Genomic DNA, 3,026 nt, shown 5'->3' on the forward strand with positions numbered 1-3,026 from the left:
ATGCTACAGGCATCCCACTGCTCGCCTGCTTTAAGATAGACATGATTTGGCTATCACTGTGTTTTGATATTGTCATTTATAGAATCTCCTTCTTTACTTCTAAAAAATTCTACTCCTTTTGTCGATTGTTTTTGGGGAGGATTACCAGCATTTTTTAGTTTCAAATCGCTGATAATTTTTTTGCCGAGTTCTATTTGTGTTTTGGATAAATCAATACCAAGGGTATACGATTTAGGATATATTTCGGCGAAATTAAGAATATTAACACCGATTCCACAACCGATCTCAAGTATTCTAGCTGTTTCAAGAGGTGCTGGATTCAGTCCAAATAGTTTACCGATAGTTCTTAAATACGGTGGGGAGGTATAACTGAAAGTGAGTGGGGAATAAGGTACTTCATCATAAGATATTTTATTAACTTGTTTTGTTATAGTAATTATATAAATTAAAAATTAATTTTAAGCAGTTTCAAAAGATTAAGCAATATATTTTATATACAATTTCCCGTTATTGTGAGCAGGCATTGTTGCGTAGATACCGATGTCATTCCTGCGAAAGCAGGAATCCAGCATAAAGCGAGATAAATCGAGCTTTTAATTTCAAAAATTTGCTGTATTTATACTTTTTTTCTGGATTCCCGCTTTCGCGGGAATGACATAAAGAGCATTTACCGGTCCACGCAACAATACCTGCTTGCAATGACGATATCAACTTTTTTTAGGCAATGTCTTATAACTTTATCAATTGTGCTTTACTTGCAAAATTTTCTATACCCTCTAAATCGGTAGCAGTAACCCATAGCTGCATGTTTAAGTTGGTAAAAAATTCGGTTAAATACTCACGTCTTTTATCGTCTAGATGAACAAATACCTCATCCAAAAGTAAAATCGGTGCTATTTTAGTTAGCTTTATAGCATAATTCATTTCAGCAAGAATTATTGCAATTAATATAGCTTTTTGTTCACCTGTAGAACAGAGTTTTGCTAAAATATTTTTCTTTTTATGTTTTACTAAAAAGTCGCTTTTATGAACTCCAAAACTAGTGCGACCAAGTAGTTTATCCTTGCCTCTTGTTTGATAAAGTTCTGTTGTAATAAAACTAGTAATATTTTCTTCGCCGCCTAATATTTTTTGTTCAATAATGCCGTCAATCGATAAATCAGCTTTTGGAAATGCATTTTCTAAATCATCGATTGCCTGCTGCATAAATTCTAAAGTTTTTAAGCGGTTAGTAGCAATATGACTAGAAATATCAGCCATTTTTTCTTCGATGATTTTCAGCCAATTATCATCTCGTATTTCTTCTACTAGAATTTTATTTCGTTCATACATGTAATATTCGTATTTACTAACTAATTCTGCATGCTTTGGATCAAAATTATAAACTATTCTATCAAGGAATTTTCTTCTATCACTGCTGCTACTAGTAAAAATTCCTTCCATTTGCGGAGTCAGCCATACCATGCTAGTGAATTTGCTTAACTCGTTATTGGCTATTTTACTTTCGTTATACTCGGTTATTCTTCTATTTGAACTACGTTTGAACCCAGTAGTAAACTCCGCAAGCCCTAGCTTGCTATGTAATAAAGCTTTAATAGAGCAATGATCTTCTGAAGCTTTGCATATATCGGCAAGCTTTGCCGACCGAAGTCCTCTACCGGGGTAAAAAAGCGATATAGCTTCTAAAATATTAGTTTTACCGCTACCGTTTTCACCTATTAAAATTATCGGTATATTATCTGTTTTCAGTTCAAGATTTTTAAAATTACGATAATTCTCAAGAATTAAGGAATGTAGGAAGATATTTTTCATTTTATGAAAGAATAATAGTTAAATTATTGATACGTTGTATACTCGGTGAATTTCAAAAATTAGCTACGTCGTTTTACAAGAGCTGTGGTGCTCACGTATTAAATATACGCTCCGCTCCTCGCCTTGTGAACTCCTTGCTCTTTTTAAAATTGACCTTCGTATACCAACTCTTCATTTACTCGAAGGTATACCGTCTAGGAATTGCCATAGTAATTTTGCACCTTTTATTGCTCCTTGATATGCTAATTTTTGTTCTTTGGAACTTAAATTATTAATCAAGTTTGCACATTCTTGTGTATGCCATTGATCAACCTTACTATGAACAATGAAAAATTGTAAAGTTCTGTAGTCTGAAATTTCATAAAATTTTTGTAACCCTTGAATTTTAGAGTCAGATACTTCAGGCGTCTGACGCTCATAAGCATAAAGTGCTCCAAGCCCTATAGAAAAAGATTTCTCTGTTAATTTAAAATAACCTTGAACAAGTTTTTGAGTTGAGTCTAATTCAGGTTCTGAAGTGAGTTTGTTTCTTAAACATCCAAGTCCTTCAGCAAAACGTTTCCATAGTTCTGGGTGATTTTCTTCACCTTGTTCTTCTTCTATAATATTACTAAGTAATATTTGCCTAGCTTTTATATCATTACATTTGGAATGTATTGCACTTATATAACGCGGAAAAGCTGTAACATGATGATAATATTCTTTTGCATAAGTTTGTAAAGTAGAATGGGTAAGTTTTCCCATATTCCATAATTGATAAAATGGATGATTTAAAAGGTTATATTGTTCAAGATCTATATTAAGCTGTTCTAAAAATTTCATGTTACCTCCTTTTAGTAAATTTATAAATTTGATAGTTATTTGTTTTGTCTATTATTACCGAATGCCATCCTGCTAAAAGATTAAGTGGAAAAAAAGTATCTCCATCATAATTTTTATTTATTTTCGTAAGTAAAAATTCATCAATAAGATTTTGTTTTAGGAAAATGGTCGCTACTTCTGCTCCTCCAATCATAAAAATTTTCTTATCAGTAAAAAGATTTACTATCTTCCAAAACTCATCTAAAGGTAATCCTCCCCAAAAACAATCGACAAAAGGAGTAGAATTTTTTAGAAGTAAAGAAGGAGATTCTATAAATGACAATATCAAAACACAGTGATAGCCAAATCATGTCTATCTTAAAGCAGGCGAGCAGTGGGATGCCTGTAGCATC

The 3,026-nt window shown here is 32.4% G+C and carries 2 protein-coding genes and 2 pseudogenes; all 4 read right to left on the reverse strand.

What is annotated here, in order from left to right; all coding sequences use genetic code 11:
* Positions 1-146 precede the first annotated feature (146 nt).
* Positions 147-431: pseudogene (locus AC1Z7D_RS06755) on the reverse strand (class I SAM-dependent methyltransferase); the annotation flags it as partial.
* A gap of 298 nt (positions 432-729) precedes the next feature.
* Positions 730-1,812, reverse strand: a complete 1,083-nt coding sequence (recF, locus tag AC1Z7D_RS06760) for a DNA replication/repair protein RecF (RefSeq protein WP_482603076.1) — start codon at positions 1,810-1,812, stop codon at positions 730-732.
* Positions 1,813-1,983: 171 nt separating this feature from the next.
* A complete protein-coding gene (locus tag AC1Z7D_RS06765) occupies positions 1,984-2,634 on the reverse strand; it encodes a CADD family putative folate metabolism protein (protein ID WP_482603078.1) in 651 nt (216 codons plus the stop codon).
* A gap of 1 nt (position 2,635) precedes the next feature.
* Positions 2,636-2,851, reverse strand: a pseudogene (locus AC1Z7D_RS06770) (dihydrofolate reductase); the annotation flags it as partial.
* Between the last annotated feature and the right edge of the window lie 175 nt (positions 2,852-3,026).

The organism is Rickettsia sp., from assembly GCF_965035265.1.